Annotated in this window: 15 protein-coding genes and 1 pseudogene; 5 read left to right on the top strand and 11 right to left on the bottom strand. The window is 60.0% G+C overall.

Translation table 11 applies throughout. The annotated features are described in order from the left end of the window. Positions 1 to 73: 73 nt before the first annotated feature. Both ACKJSM_RS18115 and ACKJSM_RS18110 read left to right on the top strand, forming a co-directional pair. Positions 74 to 1,426: a HipA domain-containing protein gene (locus ACKJSM_RS18115; RefSeq protein ID WP_236179833.1), complete on the top strand. Its 1,353-nt coding sequence runs from the start codon at positions 74 to 76 to the stop codon at positions 1,424 to 1,426. Beyond that, a complete protein-coding gene (locus tag ACKJSM_RS18110) occupies positions 1,423 to 1,701 on the top strand; it encodes a helix-turn-helix domain-containing protein (RefSeq protein WP_236179831.1) in 279 nt (92 codons plus the stop codon). Before ACKJSM_RS18115 ends, ACKJSM_RS18110 begins: the two co-directional genes overlap by 4 nt. Positions 1,702 to 1,736: 35 nt before the next feature. Here the strand turns inward: ACKJSM_RS18110 and ACKJSM_RS18105 are convergent, their stop codons facing one another. The 3 genes from ACKJSM_RS18105 to ACKJSM_RS18095 are packed head-to-tail and all read right to left on the bottom strand — an operon-like array spanning position 1,737 to position 3,500. Beyond that, complete coding sequence (locus tag ACKJSM_RS18105) at positions 1,737 to 2,408, bottom strand: GNAT family N-acetyltransferase (protein WP_236179829.1); 672 nt, start codon at positions 2,406 to 2,408, stop codon at positions 1,737 to 1,739. Positions 2,409 to 2,419: 11 nt separating this feature from the next. Then, positions 2,420 to 2,866 carry a GNAT family N-acetyltransferase gene (locus ACKJSM_RS18100; protein WP_236179827.1) on the bottom strand — a complete coding sequence of 149 codons (447 nt, stop codon included), beginning with the start codon at positions 2,864 to 2,866 and terminating at the stop codon, positions 2,420 to 2,422. Between the two features lie 10 nt (positions 2,867 to 2,876). Continuing rightward, positions 2,877 to 3,500: an FMN-binding negative transcriptional regulator gene (locus ACKJSM_RS18095; RefSeq protein WP_230734329.1), complete on the bottom strand. Its 624-nt coding sequence runs from the start codon at positions 3,498 to 3,500 to the stop codon at positions 2,877 to 2,879. Between the two features lie 92 nt (positions 3,501 to 3,592). On the opposite strand from ACKJSM_RS18095, the gene ACKJSM_RS18090 reads away from it, so the two are divergent. Then, entirely contained in the window at positions 3,593 to 5,161 is a 1,569-nt protein-coding gene (locus tag ACKJSM_RS18090) for a PLP-dependent aminotransferase family protein (RefSeq protein ID WP_339486311.1), read from the top strand. Here the strand turns inward: ACKJSM_RS18090 and ACKJSM_RS18085 are convergent. The 4 genes from ACKJSM_RS18085 to ACKJSM_RS18070 form a co-directional block, all read right to left on the bottom strand. Continuing rightward, complete coding sequence (locus tag ACKJSM_RS18085) at positions 5,143 to 9,747, bottom strand: dermonecrotic toxin domain-containing protein (protein WP_410238467.1); 4,605 nt, start codon at positions 9,745 to 9,747, stop codon at positions 5,143 to 5,145. The two genes, ACKJSM_RS18090 and ACKJSM_RS18085, sit on opposite strands and share 19 nt — an antisense overlap. A 117-nt stretch (positions 9,748 to 9,864) precedes the next feature. Next, positions 9,865 to 10,965, bottom strand: a complete 1,101-nt coding sequence (locus ACKJSM_RS18080; protein WP_410238466.1) for a polyamine ABC transporter substrate-binding protein — start codon at positions 10,963 to 10,965, stop codon at positions 9,865 to 9,867. Then, the gene (locus tag ACKJSM_RS18075; RefSeq protein WP_236179821.1) at positions 10,962 to 11,987 is read right to left on the bottom strand and encodes a histone deacetylase family protein; all 1,026 of its coding nucleotides are present in this window, start codon (positions 11,985 to 11,987) and stop codon (positions 10,962 to 10,964) included. Before ACKJSM_RS18075 ends, ACKJSM_RS18080 begins: the two co-directional genes overlap by 4 nt. A gap of 132 nt (positions 11,988 to 12,119) precedes the next feature. After that, positions 12,120 to 13,118 carry an AraC family transcriptional regulator gene (locus ACKJSM_RS18070; RefSeq protein ID WP_410238465.1) on the bottom strand — a complete coding sequence of 333 codons (999 nt, stop codon included), beginning with the start codon at positions 13,116 to 13,118 and terminating at the stop codon, positions 12,120 to 12,122. 322 nt (positions 13,119 to 13,440) lie between these two features. Here ACKJSM_RS18070 and ACKJSM_RS18065 point away from each other — a divergent pair, with 322 nt between their 5' ends. Beyond that, positions 13,441 to 13,860: a hypothetical protein gene (locus ACKJSM_RS18065; protein WP_410238464.1), complete on the top strand. Its 420-nt coding sequence runs from the start codon at positions 13,441 to 13,443 to the stop codon at positions 13,858 to 13,860. Positions 13,861 to 14,027: 167 nt separating this feature from the next. On the opposite strand, the pseudogene ACKJSM_RS18060 reads toward ACKJSM_RS18065, so the two are convergent. After that, positions 14,028 to 14,302 (bottom strand): annotated as a pseudogene (locus ACKJSM_RS18060) (hypothetical protein); the annotation flags it as partial. Positions 14,303 to 14,676: 374 nt separating this feature from the next. On the opposite strand from ACKJSM_RS18060, the gene ACKJSM_RS18055 reads away from it, so the two are divergent. Continuing rightward, a complete protein-coding gene (locus ACKJSM_RS18055; protein ID WP_410238463.1) occupies positions 14,677 to 15,084 on the top strand; it encodes a hypothetical protein in 408 nt (135 codons plus the stop codon). A gap of 75 nt (positions 15,085 to 15,159) precedes the next feature. On the opposite strand, the gene ACKJSM_RS18050 is transcribed toward ACKJSM_RS18055, so the two are convergent. The 3 genes from ACKJSM_RS18050 to aspA all read right to left on the bottom strand — a co-directional run bounded on the left by ACKJSM_RS18050 (position 15,160) and on the right by aspA (position 19,575). Then, positions 15,160 to 16,164 (bottom strand): asparaginase, encoded by a 1,005-nt coding sequence (locus tag ACKJSM_RS18050; protein WP_410238462.1) that lies wholly within the window; start codon positions 16,162 to 16,164, stop codon positions 15,160 to 15,162. A gap of 99 nt (positions 16,165 to 16,263) precedes the next feature. Continuing rightward, complete coding sequence (locus tag ACKJSM_RS18045; RefSeq protein WP_410238461.1) at positions 16,264 to 17,709, bottom strand: alanine/glycine:cation symporter family protein; 1,446 nt, start codon at positions 17,707 to 17,709, stop codon at positions 16,264 to 16,266. Between the two features lie 441 nt (positions 17,710 to 18,150). After that, positions 18,151 to 19,575 carry an aspartate ammonia-lyase gene (gene aspA, locus ACKJSM_RS18040; protein WP_039765095.1) on the bottom strand — a complete coding sequence of 475 codons (1,425 nt, stop codon included), beginning with the start codon at positions 19,573 to 19,575 and terminating at the stop codon, positions 18,151 to 18,153. Between the last annotated feature and the right edge of the window lie 140 nt (positions 19,576 to 19,715).

The raw sequence follows: 19,715 nt of genomic DNA, 5'->3' as shown, positions 1-19,715 counted from the left end.
TGAAATGCACTATATTGCACTTATAGTTCACCAAACGACCGCAGCAATGCATTTAATTGCAGATGAGAGCCGCATGCACAACCTGACATTGCAGATATTCAACGCCGGCAAATGGCACGACGCGATGGTGTTGAGTTTCGACTCGCCCGAAAAAGGCTTCGAAAGCCGCTGCAGCTTTGGCTACGAGTCGGCGTATCTGGTCGAGAACATTGAGGCCATCGGCTCCCCTTTTTCCAAGGCCGTGAGTGCGCTGTTCCCCCTTGATTGGGAAGGCCGGCGATCCATCACGCCTGCATTCGTGCATGACATCGCGCCGGCAGGCGCCGCTAAAAGGTTTCTTCTTGCACGTCTGGGGCTGGAGAAACCTGCAGGCATCAGTGCCGATCTTTATCTGCTTGGTCGCTGCACTCCAGCTCCGATCGGCAACATGCGGATAAAAGAATCGGCCGAGGCTGTCGATGAGCGCAAGCCCATCGGTTTTCAGCGTCAGGAGGTCGTCAGCCGTGACCACCGCTTCCTTGAATATGCCTATGAAATGGGAGCGGCGATTGGTGGGGCGACAGGGGCCGGAGGTGAGGCTCCCAAGATTCTTCTGGCAGAGAATCACGCCGGTCTTTTGTATCCCGATGCCGTGCTGGATGATGAAAACGTCCATCAGCACTGGTTCGTGAAGTTCGCCCGGAATAAGGGAGGTCAAACCGATCAAGACATCCTGCGCAGCGAATTCCACTACTACCAGGCGCTTCAGGCGCTGGGCATCGAAACCGTCGCGGCAGAAGGTCTGGCGTTAGAGGAAGCGAACAAACCCAGCTTGTGGATGCAGCGTTTTGATCGCCAGGTGACGAGCCGAGGGGTAGAGCGTTTTGCCGTGGAGTCGATTTATTCGCTGGCCGAAGTGACGACGCCGGGAAGCGCTATGAGCCATATGGATGTCATTCGCATGCTCGCCGAACTCTGGCGCAATGCGGGGCAAGCGGATCAGATTCCGGCACTGGTGGCGGACTATTTACGTCGGGACCTGATCAACAAAATTCTTGGTAACTCGGATAACCACGGTCGCAATACCGCAATCATTCGTGACGAGGGCTCGTATCGTTTGGCCCCCATTTATGATCTGGCCCCCATGGTCATGGATGACGAAGGTGTGACCCGCACGACCAAATGGCCAAAAGAGCTGGAGAGGGCGGGAGATGTCGATTGGCGAGGGGTTTGTCGCGCATTGGCGGATATTTCCGATCCGGATGACCCATTGGCAGGGTTGTCCGACGCGCCGGAATCTTTCGAGCGATTGCGTGAAGATGCGCAGTGCCTGGCCGAGTTGCCGGACATTTTGAGCGCCAGCGGTTTGCCTGACCGGACAATGAATCATCCGGGCGTCCACCTGAAAAACCTGGAGCAACGATTGAAAGAGTGGGATCTGAAATGAGCATGACTGTCGCCGAGCGCACCGTGCTCATCGAAAGCATTCAAGAAGCACTGGCTCAAGGAACCTTAGAAATCGGTGAAGCCGTTCGCCGTTTGCGCGTGGAAGTGACCGGGCTGCATCAGACCCAGTTCGCGAGGATGTGCAAGATTTCGGTGCGTACGTTGGTGCACATCGAACATGGAGAGGGTAATCAGACGCTTAAATCGCTGAACGCCGTGTTTCGCCCGTTCGGGCTGAAGATGGGTGTGGTGCGGGTTCGACGCGATAACAGCTGAACCCGCAACGCAACATACTTAATTTCGATTGAGCTTTAAGCGCGGCACTCAACCAACCCCTTCACCTGCCCCTCAGCCGTCTGATTCTCATCGCTCAACCAGCGCTCGAACCCGGCCGCAATCGCCGGCCATTCCGAGTCCAGAATCGAGTACCACGCGGTATCGCGGTTCTGGCCCTTGACCACCATGTGCTGGCGAAACACACCTTCGAAGCTGAAGCCCAGGCGCTCGGCCGCGTATTTGGAGCGGGCGTTGCCGTTGTTGCATTTCCATTCCAGGCGGCGGTAGCCGAGGGCAAATGATTCCTTCGCGAGCAGGTAGACCGCCTCGGTGCTTTTCGGCGAACGCTGCATCGGCGCGCCAAAGGTGACGTGGCCGATTTCGATGCGGCCCTGGGCCGGGACGATCGACATCAGGCTGAGAAGGCCTTGCACCTGGCCGCTGGCGCGGTCGATGACGCTGAAGAAGTACGGATCGCTATGGGCGGCGTGGTTGTTCAGCCAGTCATTGAAGACGCTGCGTTCCGGAAACGGCCCGTAAGGCAAGTAATCCCAGAGTTTCGGGTCGGCGCCGGGGCCTTGCAGCGCGTTGAACAGGTCATCGCCGTGGCGTGCCGGGTTGAGTTTTTCCAGACGGATGAAGCGGCCTTCGATCAGGGTGGTGGAGGGCGGCGGCACGCCTTTCCAGTCAGCAAGTGAAGTCGTCATGTGCAGGCTCCTTAAATGGCTTTGCGAAACTGGATGAAACCCGGGCGTTCGGCGATGCGCTCGTAGAGCTGGATCGCCGTGGCGTTGGTTTCGTGGGTCAGCCAGTGGACCTTGCAGCAACCGTCGGCCTTGGCCGTGGCGTACACGTATTCGATCAGCAGGCGACCGACGCCGGTGCCACGGGTTGGCGGCTCCACCAGCAGGTCTTGCAGGTAGCAGGAGTTTTCGATGCTCCAGTTCGAACGATGGTAGATGAAATGCACCATGCCCACCGCTTTGCCGTCGGCCCAGGCGAGGGCGGCGTGGGTCGGTTCATTCGGGTCGAGAAAGCGCTGCCAGGTGCTTTGGCTGACGGCGTCCGGCAATTCCGTGTTGTAGAAGCGCAGGTAGGCCTGCCACAGCGCCAGCCAGGCGGCGTGATCGGCGGCGCTGACCGGACGGATGTCGATCTGACTCATGGTGATTTCCTTAACGCATCAAGTGAGCGAGGGTTTGATCGTTGATGTCGGGGCTGGCGGCCAGGCCTTCGCGCACGCCGGCGATGTCTTCAGGGCTGCGGTTCTGGCTGAGCTTGCGCTTGCCTTCGAGGCGGTCAATGGGAATGGCGAACCCGACGATGGCCTTGAGCATGCCGTCGATGTAATCGGCCGGGGCGTCGTCGACCGACCAGGGCTGGGCGCGGCCCGCTTCATGGCGATCGGTGAGGGTGCTGACGATGTCCAGCAGCCGACCGCCATCACTGAAGGTTTCGGCGTGGCCATAGGCGTGTACGGCGACGTAGTTCCAGGTCGGCACCACTTTGCCGTGCTCGGCCTTGCTCGGGTAAAAGCCCGGGCTGACGTAGGCATCGGCACCGGGAAAAATCAGCATGGCCTCGGCGCCATCACGCAGGTCTTTCCACTGTGGATTGGCCTTGGCCAGATGCCCGTAGAGCGTGCCGTTCGGACCTTGTTCGCGATGCAGCAACACCGGCACATGGCTGGCCTGCAAGCCTTGCTCGCCGTGGGTCACCAGAATGGCGAGGCGGGTGGCGAGGATCAATTCGTGCAGTTGCGACAGGTCGTCGATGGCAAAGGCGCGGGGCGTGTACATAGAGAAAATTTCCTTGGTGAATGCCTGCATCGTAGGCAGGCTATTGGTCTGTTGTAAGAGCCATTGATGACCAATTTCATAGGTCCATTGCCATGCCTGATTCCACCACGCTGTCGCTGCCGTTCAACCCTGCCGGTATCGAACTCGACCGCCGCAAAGGCCTGAGCCGTCAGCTCTACCAGGCCTTGCGCCTGCGGGTGCTCGACGGGCGCCTGGCCAGCGGCACGCGGTTGCCGGCGAGCCGCGATCTGGCGGCGGCGCTGGGGATTTCGCGCAACAGCGTGGTGCGTGCCTACGATCAGCTGTATGCCGAAGGTTTCATCGAAGGGCGGGTCGGGGACGGCACTTACGTGGCGCAGTTGCCGCAATCGGTGGCGCCAGCGGAAAAATTATCCACAAAAGTATCCACAGGGTTTTCAACAGGCTTACCCACAGCCTTATCCACAATTTCGGTCAAATCCACTGGGCATTTATCCAGCAAAGTTATCCACAGCGGTGCGTTGCAACGGCTTGAGCAGAACCATTTGCCGACGCCACCGAGTGGACCGCCACGGGCCTTCCGGGTCGGTGTTCCGGCGTTCGATCTGTTCCCGTTCGACGTCTGGGCCAAGCTGAACGCGGCGTTCTGGCGCAAGCCCGATTTGCAGCAACTGTGTTACGGCGACCCGGCGGGTGATGCGCGATTGCGCGGTCTGATCGCCGCTTATTTGCGCAGTTCGCGGGGCATGCAGTGCTCGGCTGAGCAAATTGTGATCACCAGTGGCGCGCAACAGGCAATCAGCCTTTGTGCACAGTTGCTGGTGGAGCCGGGCGCCGGGGTGGGCATCGAGAATCCCGGCTACCGCGCAGCGGGTCATGCCTTTGCGCTGGCCGGTGGTCGATTGCATGGCATTGCCGTGGACGAAGAGGGTATCGACTGCGCGGCACTGGCGGCCGCCGAAGATTGCCGGGTGGCTTATGTCACACCGTCTCATCAATACCCGACCGGCGTGGTGATGAGCCTGGCGCGACGTCTGGAATTGCTGGCCTGGGCCGAGCGCACCGGCGGCTGGATCGTCGAGGACGACTACGACGGCGAGTACCGCTACACCGGCGCACCATTGGCCCCGCTGGCGGCGCTCGACCGCCTGGGCCGCGTGTTGTATGTCGGCACTTTCGGCAAGGTCGCGTTCCCGGCGTTGCGCCTGGGTTATCTGGTGTTGCCGCCGGGGCTGGTGGACGCGTTTGCGCAACGGCGGGCGGTGGATGTCCGGCACTCCGAAGTGAGCACTCAAGCGGTGATGGCCGAATTCATGGCGGCCGGGCACTTCCAGCGGCATATCCGGCGGATGCGTCGGGCAGCCCTGAGCCGGCGTAACGCCCTGATCGATGGCTGGCCTCAGGGAATCACGGGGGTGGGTGAGCTGCCGGCGGTATCGGCCGGCCTGCATCTCACGGTGGCGGTTGACAGCGTAGCCCGTGAACAGCAATTGATCGAGCAGGCCGCCAGTGTGGAGGTGGAGATCCATGGCTTGAGCAAGTACTGGCTGCCGGACTCGACGACGCCGCTTGATCGGCGTGCCGGTCTGGTGCTGGGTTTTGCGGCGGTGCCGGAGCCGGCGATCAAGTCGGCTCTGGCCCGTTTGCGTGAAGTCTGGCGCGGTTATTCGTCTTTCGGTTGAGGCTCTGTCTGCGGTTTGAGGAACAGATCACGTACCTGCGGATCGACAATGCGCCGTAGAGCATTATCGACGGCATCGAAGGTGTTCAGTGTCTGACGGGTTTTGTCATCGAGCGTCTGCAGATAGGCATCGGCCGGTTTCAGGTGGGCGATCGTGTATTGCTCATCCGCATCCTTGAGCTGGTCGTAGTGGAAATGCGCCACCCACAACGGCTTGCTTGCGTGGGTCTTGTCGAGAATCCGGTACTCCTGAAAGTAGTCCCCGCGATGGCGGGTGCGGATACGTCCGCGTGGATCCTTGATGACCTCGACCTGCCCGTGGTCGTACAGCCAGTGAAAATAGGTTTCCCGAGGTTTACGTTGTTTAAGCATGGCCGCGTAGGTCGCAATACCTTCAGCGCGGGTGCGGGTTGCGCCTTCGCGCAGATCGCCGCTGAGGGACGTGACGGGCCAGGGATCCTTTTTGGCGTTTTTTCTGCGGGTGATCGCATTGTCGACGTCGCTGGCTGCCTGTTCGAGTCGATCGACCTGCTGCTCGAACATGTCGCGGATGTCTGCGGGAATACGTCCTGGCCGCCTGGCGTCCTCGCGGGTTTTCCGGTTGAAACGGTCGATGTCTGTTGCAAGCTGCATGGCTGATGAAACAAGGTCTTCGTCATCCGCAGGCGCTTTCGGTTCGGGCCGTTGGGTGGAAATCTTGACGAACGCGGTCTCGCTGTCGGCGTCGCTTGCCGGGGCGGTGGAAGCCTGCTCGTCCACCTCGGGGCGTGGCCGACTTTTGGTGATCTTCACTTTGGACTGGGACGTGGAAGGCTGCGGCCGGGACTTGACCGGCGTCGGTCGTTCTTCCGGCTCGGGCAACTCCGTGGTCAGGCGTTCGCGGGCCGCTGCATGGAATTCGCCGATCAGTTCGCGGACCCTGTCGAGCCTTGCCTGGACGAACTGGCCGGGATGGTTGTCCGGCAGCTGTTCGACGCGTTCGCCGAGGCTGGCGAACAGGTCGATCCGCTGTGACAAACGCTCGATACGGGCCGGTTGTCCGGCGGCGTCCACCGCTGTTTTGCTCAGCACAATCAACTCATGAGCGGCGTCGGCAGCGGTGGCCGTGATGACCCCGATCGCGACGCGGGCGGCATTCATGGCAGCCCCCGGCTGCTCCACCACGCAGCGTTCGTAGGAGATGCCTATTTCATTGGCCTTCAGGTCCAGCGGGCCGAAGTCCGGCAATAGAAACTCCAGCTTCGCGGCCACTTTTCTGGCCTTGGTCGAGTGGCTGTTCAAGACTTGCAGGGAGCGATTCAGCGTCTCCAGGCTGACAATCATCTGGTCGCTCAGCGCGGTGGCGACGGTGGCGATCTCGATCTGTTGCTTGCGTGGTACGGGTGTCCGGTGGTTCGCGCTGTCGACGAGTATCTGTGTCGTTTTGGCATAGATCCGCATCTTCACCCGCAGCCAGGAGCCGAAGCAGCGATGCTGACCCAGGGTCAGAGTCATCAGTTTGGCCTGGTGCAGTGAACCGCCGCCTCCTGCCTGGCGCCAGATCTCCAGTTGGGCCAGGGCTCGGGTGTAGTCGTTGCCCAGCTTCGTGGCCCTGTCCAGATAAGTCGAGGCAGAGCGCTCGAATCCGACCTCGCTGGCGTCTTTTGGAAGGGTTACCAGCGCTCGCAGCAGTTGCGTTTTCTCCTCGGTTTCACGCGCTTCGAATTGCTCCAGCTCAGTCCAGGCGGCGTCCATTGTCTGCTTTTTGGAACGACGGAAGGCTTCGATCCGGCTTTTCGGCATGCCGCCGCGCAAGCGCAGCTTCGGATCCCAGTGCCATTGTCCGATCGTCTCGTCATATTTCACGGCCATGCCGATGCGCAGTGGATCGACCGGATCGACAAGGTGCACCGGCTCGTCTTTTTCGGCGCTGACCTGGAACCAGCGCGTGCCGACCTGGACGCAGGTCTTGCCCTGCAGGGTGTACAGATGAGTGAGGGGCGAGGGGTGTTTGCCACTCAGGTCAGGTGAGGGGATCTGGAATCGGTCGAGCATCTCGATGAAGCGCGTGCTGTTGTCCGGTCGCAGCAGTGCCCCTTGTTCGAGTTGAGTGAGATGCGCGGCAGGCACTTCACCGAAAAGGGGTGTCGGATCCAGCGTGACGGAGGGCGTGGTCTCCACAGGGGGGGACTCGGTTTTCTGCGCGGGCAGCCGGCTGGCTTCGCCGGGCTTTTTCGGTCGCGGCAGCCAAGAGTGATTGCGTCGCGCCACGACGTGCTGGGTCAGGATGATGCCGAGTGTCAGCAGCACATCGCCGGTGGATTTCCAGGCCACCACGGTGTCGTCACGTTCATGGGCATCGATCGCCTGCTGGATCTGCGTGATGGTCTGCCAGACCCAGACGGCGGTGCCCGCCGCGCCGCTCATGAAGTTTGCGGCGACGTTGAAGAGCGCCCATCCACTGTCCGTCAGAAGCGCCCAGCGTCGCTCGCTGTTGGACTGTGACTGGCGGTTGGCAAGTTCAACCAGCGCTTGACTGTTTGCCGCGTACAGCGACGCGAGAATGTCTCCGTCCAGAGGTGCGTTTTCCAGTTCGATCGGACCGGTCAGGTCGAGATGCATGAAAGGTTCGGTGCCCAGTTGGGTGATGATCCATGGCGAGGGCAGACCGACCGGGAAGGCGTATTGCGAGTACTCGAAACTCCGCGCAGCACTGTCCAGCCAGGCCAGTACCGAGCTGCGCAATTCGCCATCCTGATACAGCGCATACATCAGGTTCTGCAAAGACGCGAACTGCATCAGTGGAGTGTCCAGCAACGGTCGGTACAGCAGGCAAGGCCCCCGGGTGTGCACGCGCGGGCAGATGATGAACATGTTGGCGACCCCATCCGAACGCCGGCTCAAACGGCGGCGTGGGACAAACGCCAGAGGGCGGATGGTCACCGGATGTTCGGTTGTCGGCAGTTGGCGGGTGATGGCGTCCATCAATTGGCAGACATACGCATAACCGCGTTCATCGACGCCGCCCAGCTGCTTGAGTTTGCACTCCAGCGCGAGCAGCGGCAGGAGCGTCGGCAGTTGGCGCAGATAGCGGGTCTTTTGGGCAGCCGAGCGGATCGGGTCATCGATCAACGCGCTTTTGATCGCTTGCGGGTAGTGACCGCCGATATCGACCTTTTGCGCGATGTCAGTCAGAAAATCCACGGTCAGCCAGGCAGGTACGGCCCGGCCATTGTCGAAGGCGAGGGTGGCTTGATACGGCGGAGCGTTTTGCAGAGCGAATTCGCCCAGGGTCACGTGTGTCCGGTCAAACGGGTTGGGCAGGGTGACGCCACCGGTTTCGAAGCTGTTGGTGACGGTGATCCGCAAGTGTTCAAAAGGCAGGTCGGCAGCACCGGTGGCACTTTTGTGGGCGATGATCGCTTCGCGCATCCGGCGCTCGGCGTAGGGCTTGATCAGAGGGATGTCGTCTTCCTTGAACACGCCATTCTCGGCTTCGTTGCGCAAGGTTCCGAGCTCGGCAATGTAGCGACTGTAGTCTTGCAGATCATCGGCAGAGCCGGCTTGCAACCAGTCGGGAATGGCCTCTTCCAGTCTGTCGAGCCGCGCTCGCTCGAGCGAACTGAAACGGGCACGGCTTTGTCGTGTGGAGCCGGCGTGGGCACTGATTGACGGACTGGCGGGATCCAGCGCCTCGATGGCTTCGAGCTGGTTGTTGATCAGCGCTTGTGCCACGGCATCGAAAATATGCCCTTCAGGCTCGATCAGGCGCCATTTCAGGGAGCGACCGGCCAGCTCCGGGGCGATCCGCTGCGGGAGTGTTTCGCCCAGCTCGGCCAGTGAATCGAATGACTCATAGCCATCGGCAACGGTGTACATCAAGACGCGTTGCCGCTGGTTGACGGTCGCGGTCAGCACCAGCGCGCCGGCGATGATCAGGTGCGTGCTGTCGTCGCCTTCGACCAGGTCGATATCCAACAGGCAGGCCTTGAGCTCGACGAAATTGCTTTTCACCCTCGCTCGTTCGTTCCGGTCCGGATACTGAGCGACAAATCGCGCCAGCGCGCAATCATCGGCGCCCCAGCCGCTGGCCGTCTGCACATTGGCGGCCGAACACAACAGATCGGACAGCTCCTGCCAGCGCGGCCGGGTGCCGGGTGATTCGTTCCAGTAATCAAGCTGGCGCTGCTGGTATTCGAGGAACAGGAACGGGGTGTGATCATTCATCAGCGAAGTGATGTCGTCCATGCTCACCGGCAAAAGAATCGGCGGGACGGCCTCGGGGGATCGGGTCAGGAAGTGCTCCCCGTCAAGGTAATCAGCCTTGGTCTTGCGCAGGCAGTGCTGGATAAAGGCGTGAGTCAGGGACTCGAAGGCGAAGGCTCTGGAGGGGCTCTGCAAGGGATCGGATTCGCGCAGGGGCGTCGCGAGCAGGGTTCGGTCCGGATCGATGTGTTGCTCGGGATGGTTTTTGCTCAGCGCTTCTCGCAACAACGTCGAGGCGACCTGATGCAGCGAGTAACCCTGGCCGATCAGTTCGGCCAGCAGGCTCTGTTTCAACAAGGGAGGGGAAACACTGGGTACAGCGATGGTGGCAGATTCTGTCATGGTCATGTCCACGGGAAAAACCCGGACACTAGAACCCCGGTCACGGCGCGTTGCAGTACATAGATCTTGCAGGCAAAAAAAGACCCGCGGCTGCGGGTCTGGTGGGGGCGTAACGTTTCAGGTACCGGACTTGATCCTGGTCCAGGCCCGAGTGCGAGCCCGTTCCGCATCACGCGGCAACGGTTGCAGGGTGTAGAGCGTATTCATCGCCGCATCGGTCGGGTACAGATTGGGATTGTTGCGAATCGCCGGGTCGACCTGCGCGGTGGCGTCCTTGTTCGGGTTTGGATACCCGACAAAATCGCTGACCGGCGCAATCACCTGCGGTTGCAGCAGGTAGTTGATGAAGGTGTAGGCATCCTGCGGGTTCTTCGCGCCTTTCGGGATCGCCAGCATGTCGAACCAGATCGGCGCGCCTTCCTTCGGCAGGCGCATGTCGACCACCACGCCGTTCTTCGCTTCCCTGGCGCGGTTGGCGGCTTGCGAGAAGCTGCCTGAATAACCGACCGCGACGCAGATGTCGCCGTTGGCGATATCGGCCATGTACTTGGACGAATGGAAGTAAGTCACGTACGGGCGAATCTTCATCAGAAGCGCTTCAGCCTTGGCGTAGTCCGCCGGGTTCTTGCTGTTGGGATCCAGGCCAAGGTGCTGCAGGGCCAGCGGCAGAATCTCCGACGGCGAATCGAGCAAGGCCACGCCGCACTGCTTGAGTTGGCTGATGTTCTCTTCCTTGAAGATCAGGTCCCAGCTGTCCACCGGCGCTTTGTCGCCCAGCGCGGCCTTGACCTTGGCCGGGTTGAAGCCGATCAGGATGGTGCCGTACATGTACGGTACGGCGAACTGGTTGCCCGGATCATTGGCCTCGATCAGCTTCATCAGTTTCGGGTCGAGGTGGTTCCAGTTCGGCAGCTGGCTGCGATCCAGCGGCTGGAACACCCCGGCCTCGATCTGCTTGGCGAGGAACACATTGGACGGGACCACCACGTCGTAGCCGGAGTTGCCGGTCAGCAGTTTGGCCTCCAGCGCTTCGTTGGTGTCGAAGATGTCGTAGACCAGTCTGGTCTGGCTGTTCTGCGCCTTGAAGTCGTCCAGGGCCTTGGGAGTGATGTAGTCAAACCAGTTGTAGACGCGCAGGGTGCGTTCTTGCGCGTGGGCGCCGCCGCTCAGCAGCGCCGCGCACAACACAGGCGCAATGAAGTGTTTGAGTCTGTTCATTGTTCAAAACCTTCAAGCACGTTCACCGCGTTGATGCCGATTTCTTCCACCGCGTACCCACCTTCCATGACGAACAGCGTCGGCTTGCCGAGGGCGGCGATGCGCTTGCCCATGGCCAGGTAGTCCGGGCTGTCGAGCTTGAACTGCGAGATCGGGTCGTCCTTGAAAGTGTCGACGCCCAGCGACACGACGATGATGTCGGCGCCGTAGTTGTCGATTTCCTGGCAGGCCTGATCCAGCGCGGCGCTCCAGACATCCCAGCCGGAACCGGCCGGCAACGGATAGTTGAAGTTGAAGCCTTCACCAGCCCCTTCACCGCGCTCGTCCTCGTAACCGAGGAAGAACGGGAATTCCGCTTCCGGGTGGCCGTGGATCGAGGTGAACAGCACGTCGCTGCGCTCGTAGAAAATCGACTGGGTGCCGTTGCCGTGGTGATAGTCGACGTCGAGGATCGCGACCTTCTTGTGGCCCTGATCGAGGAATGCCTGCGCCGCGATGGCGGCATTGTTGAGGTAGCAATAACCGCCCATCAAGTCGCCGGCGGCGTGGTGTCCCGGTGGACGGCACAGGGCGAAGGCGCCACGGGCGCCGCGCTGGATTTGCGCCTGTGCGGTCAGTGCCACTTGCGCCGCGCTGTATGCCGCTTGCCAGGTGCCGGCGGTGATCGGTGCGCCGCCGTCGAAGCTGTAATAGCCGAGCTGGCCGTGCAGGCTGGTCGGCTTGACCTGACGCAACGTGCGTGCCGGCCAGGTGTAAGGGAGCAAATCGCCGTCGGTGTTGAATTCGCTCCAGCGCGCCCAGGCGCCTTTGAAGAAGTCGAGGTAATCGCGGCTGTGGATGCGCTCGATCGGCCCGAGACCGAAATCCTTCGGTGCTTCGACCGGGCCGAGGTTTTGGTTTTTCACCCGTTGCAGCACGTGGTCGGCGCGCGACGGCATTTCGAAGCAAGGCTTGAGTTGCCCGTCGATCAATTCGCAGCGGCCATGGTGCAGGTGGTGATCGTCAGAGTAGATCGTCAGCATTTGTTGTTCTCCGCAGGGGCTGATTCGGTTGGCTCCAGTGTTGCGGCGCGGGGCGAATCGGAGAACGGCCAGAGAGGCCAAAAGGGGATCGATATGGCCAAAAATACTGACCTGATATCGCCCCTCGACGGTTTAACCGTGTGGACGGAACTGACTCGGTGCCACGCCGCTCCAGCGCACGAAGGCATGGCGGAAGCTCGCGGTCTCACTGAAACCCAGGGTTTCGGCAATGCGGTAGATCGGCAACTGATCCTCGCAGAGCATCTGCTTGGCCCGCTCGAAACGCAGTTCGTCGAGCAGTTCCTGATAGCTGCAACCCATGTCCTTCAGATGCCGGCGCAAGGTGCGCGGCGAGCAGTTCATCTGCTGCGCCAGACCTTCCAGCCCCGGTGCTGCATTGAGTTGTGCACTGAGCAATTGGCGGATCCGCCCCAGCCACGCCTGGCGACCGGTGAACTCGGTGTTTTGCTTGCGGCAACGCTCGGCCATGGCCTGGTGGGTGATGACGTCGGCCAGCGGCAGCGGCTGACCGAGCCAGCGACGGTCAAAGGCGAAGGCGTTGTCCTTGGCGCCGAAGTGCAGCGGCGCCTTGAAGTGTTCGGCGTAGCTGTCGCGGTAGTCGGGTGCGGCGTGTTCGAAGCGGGCGGCCAGCAATGGCAGCGGATGGCCGAGCAGGTCGTCGCAGATGACTTTCAGCGATACCAGACAGAACTCGGCATTGAACACCGCCATCGCCGGGCTTTCGCGGTAATCGGCGGCGACGAACCAGACGCGCTCGCCGTCGTCTTCCAGGCTCAGTTCGAAAAGTGTTCCCAGCAGCGCCGGATAACGGATCGCCAGTCGCAAAGCGTCACCGAAGGTGGCACAGGTCAGCAGCGCGTAACCGAGGATGCCGTAGCAGGAAACGTGCATGCGCCGGCCCAGTTCCAGACCGATGTCATGCTTGAGCGCGAGGGCGTTGGCGCAGACCTGCATCTCCTGGTTGGTGGTGATGCGGGTGTCGGCCCGGCTCAGATCCGCCGCGCTGATACCGCTGCCGGCCAGCAGTGCTTCGCTGGACAGACCTTGATCCCTGAAGGTGTTGAGCACCAGGGAGACGGCGTTGAGGGTGGTGAGGTGGGAGTGGAGCATGACACGGTCCGGTTTAAGGAGGTTCTGAATTCATGCAGATTATGTGCCGTTTTCAACTTGCTTAGTTGACTGTCTTTAATTGCCGGGGATTAGTTAGTTAAGGTTGTTGTAAGTTTAATACAGGCTTGTCGCCTTTCTAAATTACTCGGGTTGTCGTTGCTCGTCTACTGTCATAAATAACAGGTTTTTAAGTAATTCGTTACCGTTCGTCATGCATTTTTAAATATTGATTTTTTTGAGATTTTTCTGGATGTTCAATATTTGTGGTGCTACGTTTTTTTTCGTGCGGAATTAATACTTGGTGATTTTTGAGGATGAAGAAATGGATATTTCGAAGATAAAAGAAGCAGATGGTTCGAATGCAGTGTTGAAGGCGGTCGGGCAGATTGAATTCACGAATTATATGGGAGAACGGGTTGTTTACCTAGCCAATAGGATTGAGGCGTTCAGGAGTGATGCGGGTTGGCGCTCCTTGTTTTTTGGTCTGATTGATGAAAGTGATAGAGGTGTACAAATTAACATCAGGGAAATGGCATACGGATTGAATTTGGATCTTTCCTCAACTATGGATGGCCAGATATATCATAAAATTGGTCCGACCACGATAGGTGCTGGTAAAGGTTATCTTGTTGTGAGCTTTGATGCTGAGAGTAAAGTCTACACTGGGAGTGCAGCTACTTTTGGAACTGGGTTTGAGTTCACGATGGAGGAAGCAGTATTTAAGATTCAGGAAGGCGTTTAGTTGTCTGGCCCTCCCTGATGGAAGGAGGGCTAGTTCTATCGATGGGCCTTTAGCATGTTTTAAGATTTAATCAGGACGCCTCAACCACCGCTACCATAGTGAGATGACTTTTTGACCATGCTCATGGCTGCCACAGACTCTCTAGTGCGTCAGTTCGGCTCGCCCCACTAGTCGAGTTCGACCACGCGCCGTACGGCATCCGTCTCAAGACTTGCCCCAGCAAGCCATGCAACTTGCCGAACGCCACGCAAAGCAAGCGGCTGCCGGCTTCATGCACATCCAGCTCCACACCGCCTTCATGGTACGGAGTGACCGCAACCACCACGACCCCGTTGTCCCGCGCCCGGCCAAGGCTGCGCACTTTCGCGCAGCGGGTCGGCGCCAGCAGTTCGCCGTGGCCGAGGGCAGCCAGTGCGCCGCAGAGGTTTTCCCAGCCATTCGCTGTCGGTGAGGTGGGAGTGGAGCATGGGCGAATCCAACGACTGAACTAACTGCATGCACGCAAGTTGCGCGTCGTAGACGTTAATAGATGAACCATCATTCAATTAAAATCGCCGGTATATTTCGATTCTGCTCTTTTTGCTGGAATTTGATATAGGCCAGGTGGCACTAGAGATTAGATGAGAAAAATACTGGCGACAACTGTCAGAGTTGACAGGTTTTTCGACTGGAAATGACCGTTTGTCGGTTATTTGAAGTGCCATGACTATTCATTGTTTGATTCGTATTTTGTTTTGACCTGGCCACGATCTGTTGCTAGCTTCATTGGCAAGCGCGCTTGAAAATTGAAGGTTTAATCAATAAAGGAAAGTGATCATGAATGGTTCCAGTCATCAGGATAGTAAAAAAGCCGATTCCTTGAAAAGTGCCATGGCCGGAGAAATCAAGGGATTACTCGATAATACGCCTTACAGTCTGCCCGCGTTCCTGGCTGATTCAGACGACATGCTCGCCATTTTCGCAATTCTGGACAGTGCAGATCATTTTGTTGAAAAAATCGCGATCTATGTGAGTTTAAAACTTGAAGGGAAAGAAGTTTCTGTTCCTGAAGAAGGTCATTTAGAGGTGCTATATCGTGGAGCGTTGAATGTCGCCACGAGTGGAACAATAAAATTCAATAGAGATGAGATCGGCAGGCGATTGTTTGGCAGCGCAAATGTTGATTTCAGTGATGGAACAACAGTGCGTTCGCTAAAGAATGTTATTTTCGATGCGAGTTATTGATTGGTTATGGTGCCAGGCCCTTCTGTAATAAGGAGGGCCTGGTTGTTCGGCCATCAGATGAAAATTATTCGGTACTCACTGCAGTTCTCCGCACAAGTCGAGTTCGACCAGGCGTCGCACTTCAGCCGTCTCAAGGCCTGCACCCAGCAAAGCATTCAATTTGCCGAACGCCGCCTCACGCGTCATGCCGCCACCAGACAGCACGCCAACACCACGCAATCGGCTGCCCGCTTCGTACACGTCCAGCTCCACACCGCCTTCATGGCACTGCGTGACCGCAACCACGACTACGCCGTTATCCCGCGCCCGACCGAGGCTGGCGAGGAATTGCGGGTTGTCGCTCGGCCCGGTGCCGCTGCCGTAGCACTCCAGCACCAACCCCTGAATGCCGCTCTCAAGCAGGCCGTCGATGATCTCGGCGCCAATGCCCGGGAACAGCGGCAACACCGCCACCTTGGCCAGTTGCTTGGGCTGGTTGTAGTTCAACGCTGCCGGCAGGGACGTGGCTTTCACCCCGCCGCCCTGACGCTCCAGACGTTTGAACGGATGACGGCCAAAGCTGCGCACTTTCGCGCAGCGGGTCGACGCCAGCAACTCGCCGTGAAAATACAGATGCACGCCCGGCGCCAGGCCGTGGCCGAGGGCAACCAGTGCGCCGCTGAGGTTTTCCCAGGCGTCGCTGTCGGTGACGCCTGCCGGCAGCATCGAACCGGTGAAGCACACGCGGGCATGCAGGCCGAGCAGCTGGAAGCTCATGGCGGCGGCGCTGTAGGCCAGGGTGTCGGTGCCGTGCAGGATCAGCACGCTGTCGCAGCCTTGCCCATCGACGGCGTCGACCACCGCTTCGCGCAGTTGCTGCCAGTAGGCGGGAGTCATGTTGGCGCTGTCGATCAGCGGCGACATTTCGCGAAATCGCCACTGCGGCACCACCAGCTCAGGCTGGCTGTGCAGGTAATCGCGCATCCGCGCTTCGAAACCGGAGGCCGGGGCCAGGCCATTGGCGCTGGCCTGCATGCCGATGGTGCCACCGGTGTACAGCACCATGACGTGCTGGGCGGCAGGGTAGGTCGAGGAATACATGGGGAGTTCTCCTGAACGAGGACAGCATGCGGTCGAGCATGACGCCGACCGCTGCCTGTGTCACGCCGGGCGCAAGAGCTGCGCCCGGTTTTTACCCGATCAGCGTTGCGCTGCCGGGATGCCTTGCGGCTGAGTGTCGGCCTGGGTGTCGGCCGACGGATTGGCAGGCCAGGCCTTCAGGTCCAGATCCAGGTCGCTGAACTTGCTGGAGTCGAACACCGGCTGGTCGACGCCGGCGCGGCGCTGCGCGTCGTAGTCGCGCATCACGCGCATGCCGACCTTGAACAGCATGGCCAGGGCCACCAGGTTGACGAAAGCCAGGCAGGTCATGGTGATGTCGGCGAAGGCGAACACGGTCGACAGGTCCTGCATCGAGCCCCAGACCACCAGTGCCAGCACCAGGCCGCGGAACGTCATCAGCGCAGCGCGGTTGCGGGTGAGGAATTGCAAGCTGTTCTCGCCCAGGTAGTAGTTGTAGAGGATGCAAGTGAAGACGAACAGCGACAGTGCGACGCTGACGAACATGCGGCCCCAGTCACCAACCACGGCGGCCAGCGAGTTCTGGGTCAGGACGATACCGTCACCTTCGAAGCCCGGGGTGTAGAAGCCCGACAGCAGGATCAGCAGCGCGGTGCAGGTACAGATCAGGAAGGTGTCGAGGAACACGCTGAACGCCTGAACCACGCCTTGGGCGCCCGGGTGCTTCACGGCGGCCACGGCGGCGACGTTCGGCGCACTGCCCAGGCCCGCTTCGTTGGCGAACACGCCACGCTTCACGCCCATGACGATGGCACTGCCGAGCAGGCCACCAAAGGCCGGGTCGAGACCGAAGGCGCTCTTGAAGATAGTTTCCAGCATGGCTGGCACGTGTTCGATCTGGGTGCCGATCACGTACAGGGTCACGCCGATGTAGGCCAGGGTCTTGATCGGCACCAGCAGGTCGGACACCGAGGCGATGCGCTTGATGCCGCCGATGAAGGTGATGGCCAGCAGCACTGCCAGGACGATACCGGTGTGTTGCGGGTCGAAGGCAAAGGCGTTCTGCAGCGAGTGAGTCACGGTGTAGGACTGCAGGCCGATGAAGGCGAAGCCGTAGGTGACCAGCAGCAGGATCGAGAACACCACCGCCATGCCTTTGAGCTTCAGGCCGTGCTGGATGTAGTAGGCCGGGCCGCCACGGTACAGGCCGTCGCCATCGGCGCGCTTGTAGACCTGAGCCAGGGTGCATTCAAAGAAGCTGCTGGACATGCCGACCAGTGCGGTCACCCACATCCAGAACACCGCACCCGGACCACCCAGGGTCACGGCGATGCCAACACCGGCGATGTTGCCTGCACCGACACGGCCGGCGAGGCTGAGCATCAGGGCCTGGAACGAGCTGAGTTGCCCGGCGCTGCCCTTGAGGCTGTCGCGGAACACCGCGAACATGTGGAAGAAGTGGCGCAATTGAACGAAACGCGAGCGAATCGTGAAGTAGCTACCGAGCCCGACAATGAGCACGATCAGTACTTTCCCTGAGAGGAAGTCGTTGATGACTTCGAGCATGGATTTTTCCTCGCTGTTTATTGTGTAAGCAAATGCTGGATGGTCAGAAACATCGCGTTACACCGGTGCGCGCGCGGCACAACAGGCGAGGCGAGGGTTCGTCCCGGATCCATATCGCGGGTTTGTTATTAGTTCGGGTTTCGCATGGGTTAGGGCCTCGTTACCGACGACCGCTCACGCGAAGAGGGGCGGCACTATACCGATCAGTGCGGCGCCCGTCTGCACGGTTGTGGTGCAAGCGACGAAACGAAGCTTTGAAACACCCGACGTTACCGGCGTCGGGTTTGTCTGGGAGCCGGTTTGCGGCCAGCTTCCATACATACGGTTCTCAGGTTCAAACAGTTAAAAAAAAGGGCTCGGGGAATCATCCCCAAGCCCTCAAAAGGTGAGAGGTGTCTAGTCCCTCGACCTGGTGAGCGGTGCTACAAGTCACGCGTCGGCTCAGGCTTTGAGCGGAACCAGACGCGGAGCAATCATGTTTTCCGGGCGCAGGATGTCGGCGAGCATGGCTTCGTCGAGCAGGCCTTCTTCGCGCACCAGTTCCAGCACGCCGCGGCCGCTTTCAAGGGCGATACGGGCGATGCGGGTGGCGTTTTTGTAGCCGATGTACGGGTTCAGTGCGGTGACCAGACCGATCGAGTGCTCGACCAGTTCGCGGCAGCGCGCTTCGTTGGCGGTGATGCCGACGATGCAGTGTTCGCGCAGCATGTCCATGGCGCGTTGCAGCAGGCGGATCGAGTCGAGGATCTTGAAGGCGATCAGCGGCTCCATCACGTTCAGTTGCAGCTGGCCGCCTTCGGCCGCCATGGTCAGCGCCAGATCGTTACCGATGACCTGGAAGGCCACCTGGTTCACGGCTTCCGGAATCACCGGGTTGACCTTGCCTGGCATGATCGAGCTGCCTGGCTGACGCGCCGGCAGGTTGATCTCGTTGATGCCGGTGCGCGGGCCGCTGGACAGCAGGCGCAGGTCGTTGCAGATCTTCGACAGCTTGACCGCGGTACGCTTGAGCATGCCGGAGAACAGCACGAAGGCACCCATGTCGGAGGTGGCTTCGATCAGGTCGGCGGCTGGAACCAGCGGCTGACCGCTGATCAGGGCCAGGCGCTGCACGGCCAGGGCCTGGTAGCGCGGGTCGGCGTTGATGCCGGTACCGATCGCGGTGCCGCCCAGGTTCACTTCGGTCAGCAGTTCCGGGGCCAGCGTCTTCAGACGGGCCAGGTCTTCGCCCATGGTGGTGGCGAATGCGCGGAATTCCTGACCCAGGGTCATCGGCACGGCGTCTTGCAGCTGGGTACGGCCCATCTTCAGGACGTGGTTGAATTCTTCACCCTTGGCCGCGAACGCCTGAATCAGGCTGTCGAGGCTGGCCAGCAGTGCGTCGTGACCCAGCAGCAGACCCAGGCGGATCGCGGTCGGGTAGGCGTCGTTGGTCGACTGCGCCATGTTCACGTCGTCGTTCGGGTGCAGGTACTGGTACTCGCCTTTCTGGTGACCCATCGCTTCCAGCGCGATGTTGGCGATCACTTCGTTGGCGTTCATGTTGGTGGAGGTACCGGCGCCACCTTGAATCATGTCGACCACGAACTCTTCGTGGAAATCGCCGCGGATCAGACGGGCACAGGCTTCGCTGATGGCAGCGTGCTTGGCTTCGCTCAGGTGACCCAGCTCGCGGTTGGCGTCAGCGGCGGCCTGTTTGACCATTGCCAGACCGACAACCAGCTTCGGGTAGTGCGAAATCGGAACGCCCGAGAGACGGAAGTTGTTCACCGCTCGCAGGGTCTGGATGCCGTAATACGCTTGAGCAGGGACTTCGAGGGTGCCAAGCAGGTCGTTTTCTGTGCGGAATGATGCAGCGGAGGACATGATAGAAATCATCTCGATAGGGACCCGGTCTGTGCCGGAACGCTGCGAATGCTAGGCTTGTAGGAATTTTTGGGCCAATGCTGTTAAACACTGCCCTATGCACATTCGGCATAATGCCCGTGTGACGCCGCGGTCGCGGC

This window comes from Pseudomonas sp. PHC1, assembly GCF_046487845.1.
Lineage (GTDB): Bacteria > Pseudomonadota > Gammaproteobacteria > Pseudomonadales > Pseudomonadaceae > Aquipseudomonas > Aquipseudomonas sputi.
This window is presented reverse-complemented; position numbering and strand designations above follow the sequence as displayed.